Below are 2,815 nucleotides of genomic sequence, written 5' to 3' on the forward strand. Positions count from 1 at the left end.
AACTCGGTGTGCACCCGGAGGCGCTGCGGACCTGGGTCAAGCAGGCCGAGATCGATGGCGGCGTTCGACCGGGTACCACGACCAGCGAGGCTGAACGGATCGCGCAGCTGGAACGGGAGAACCGTGAGCTGCGGCGGGCGAACACCATCTTGAAGCAGGCATCGGCTTTCTTTGCGGCGGAGATGTGCGCCACGAGGCGCTGGGTATATCGAGAGGTGGTGAGAGACCGTCTCTTTCGGGTCGTCGCAGCGGCCTGATGAAGCTGGGGGCAGCCTGATCCGGGGAGCGCCGGGGAGGGTGGCAAGCGGCCCCGACAAAGGCGAGTCGTGCTGGTACTGCCAGACGGTGCGGGCTCGTCGAGCAAGGTCAGAAGGTACAGCGTGAGCGAACCAGTGGTGGACGCCCCGTAACCGCGAAGCCGGCTCCAAACCTGGCGGATCTGGGCCGGTCTGCAGTGCTCGACGTCCTCTATCTCCGAGGGTGTCGTCTCCGATGCCGTGTATTTCGGGCGGTGAGGAGGCCACGGTGAAGGTCTGCGGCGTAGTCGTGGCGATGCTGCCGGGGTAAAGCTGGGTGCCTCCCTGACCGATCGATGTCCTGGTGAACGTGGGAACCGACCTGTGTGTGGCCCATCGTGGCGAGTATCCGGCTCGTCGTGATGGAAGGCCCGTGTCCGGCTGACAGACGCAGGTTGGGGCAGAGGTCTCGTAGTAGTCGCGGGTGGTGACGTGCCCGTCTCGGCGGCCGTGAGAGACGGCTACAGGGCGAAGGGGACCAGCGAAAGACGCAGTGACAGTACTGGAATGTCAGGAGGAGTGGTCGACGGTGAATACCGACGAACTGGAGTCCGCGCTGGTGCAGGCGGAACGCCGGGTACTGAAGATCCAGACCAAACTGCACCGTTGGGCACGCGATGATCCGCATCGCAGGTTCGACGATCTGTTCAATGTTGTTGCCGATCCGGCGTTTCTGTTGGTGGCGTGGGATCGGGTGAGCGGGAACAAGGGTGCCGGAACTGCCGGGGTGGATGGGCGTACCGCGTCCAGCGTCGCGCAGGTGCAGGGCGTTGAGGAGTTCCTTGACCGATTGCGGTCTGGTCTGAAGGACCGCAGTTTCCGGCCGGTGCCGGTCCGTGAGCGGATGATTCCCAAGAGCGGCGGCACGTTGCGTCGACTGGGTATTCCCACGATCGCTGATCGGGTGGTCCAGGCATCGTTGAAGCTGGTGTTGGAGCCGATCTTCGAAGCGGATTTTCTGCCGTGTTCCTACGGGTTCCGTCCGAAGCGCCGGGCTCATGACGCGGTGGCCGAGGTGCGTTACCTCGCGACCCGACCTCGGTGTTACGAGTGGGTTGTCGAGGGAGACATCAAGGCATGTTTCGACGAGATCGACCACACGGCCCTGATGGGCCGGGTGCGTCGACGTGTTGGCGACAAACGCGTCCTGGCCGTGGTGAAGGCATTTCTGAAGGCGGGCATCCTCACCGAGGACAAGCTGCTGGAAGACACCACCGCCGGTACCCCGCAGGGTGGGATTCTCTCACCGCTGCTGGCGAACATCGCCTTGTCGGTGCTCGACGAGTACATCGCCGGGCTCGCGGGCGGGCCGAATACCGGCAAGGTTGAGCGGGCGGCACGCCTGCGTCATGGCCTGCCGAATTTCAAGCTCGTCCGCTACGCCGACGACTGGTGCCTGATGATTCGGGGCACCAGGGCTGACGCCGAGCAGTTCCGGGAGGACATCGCCGCCGTGCTGGCGGCGATGGGGTTGCGTCTGTCACCGGACAAGACCCTGATCACCCACATCGACGACGGGTTGGATTTCCTCGGGTGGCGCATCCAGCGACATCGCAAACGAGGAACCAACCGGCACTACGTCTATGTCTATCCGTCCAAGAAGGCCGTGGTGGCCGCGTGCCGGAAGATCAAGACGTTGTGCAGACAGATCGGGGTCGGCCAACCGCTCGATGTCCTGTTACGCCGCGTGAACGCGAGTGTGCGGGGATGGGCGGGGTATTTCCGGGCCGGGGTGTCCTCGGCGGTGTTCTCCTACATCAGCCATTACCTGTGGCAGACGGTGTGGAGATGGTTGCGCCGCAAACACCCGAAAACGACCTGGACGCAACTCCGCCGCCGCTACTGCGGCGGCGGATGGTGGCCCGCTGGGGACGAACGGGAATTGATCGATCTGGAGAAGATCGGCACCACCCGATACCGCTACCGCGGTTCGGTGATCCCTTCACCCTGGCCAGAACCTGTCGACACGGTGAACGCCGATGCCACAACGGCTCTCGTGGAGAGCCCGGTGCATTGAAAGGTGCACGCCGGGTTCGGGAAGCGGTCCGGGGAGACGGAAATGCCGCAAGGCATTCACCGCGCCCCGGGCCGACTTTCATCGACCGCCCGCAGCGCTGATCGTGGAGTTCGTCGCCACTCATCGTGGCGAACATGGAGTCGATCCGATCTGCGCGGCCCTGAGAGATACGGCCGCCCAGATCGCTCCGTCCACGGTGCGAGCCCATCTGAGTTCTCGACGAGTCGAGGCGCCACGGGTGGTCCGTGACCGCGAGGTCCTCGGCGAGATCCGCACTGTGCATGCCGATAATCTCGGCGTCTACGGTGCCCGCAAAGTCCATGCCGAACTACACAGAAAGGGTGTCCGCGTGGCCCGCTGCACTGTCGAACGGTTGATGAAAGCTGATGGGCTGCAGGGGATAACGAGAGTGAAGACGCGCAGGACCACGTGCAGCGAGGGGGCCGAAACTCCGCGACCGGCAGATCGTGTGGAACGGCAGTTCACCGCGGCGGCGCCCAAC

Annotated in this window: 2 protein-coding genes and 1 pseudogene; all 3 read left to right on the forward strand. The window is 64.3% G+C overall.

The annotated features are described in order from the left end of the window. Positions 1-173 (forward strand): annotated as a pseudogene (locus ACWETB_RS23760) (transposase); the annotation flags it as partial. Between the two features lie 652 nt (positions 174-825). Continuing rightward, on the forward strand, positions 826-2,313 hold the full coding sequence (gene ltrA / locus ACWETB_RS23765) for a group II intron reverse transcriptase/maturase (protein ID WP_449738850.1): 1,488 nt from the start codon (positions 826-828) through the stop codon (positions 2,311-2,313). Continuing rightward, positions 2,276-2,815: IS3 family transposase (locus ACWETB_RS23770; protein WP_452214051.1), on the forward strand; the 540-nt coding region annotated here is incomplete at its 3' end. The genes ltrA and ACWETB_RS23770, both read left to right, overlap by 38 nt.

The sequence above is a fragment of the Gordonia sp. NPDC003950 genome (assembly GCF_053605205.1).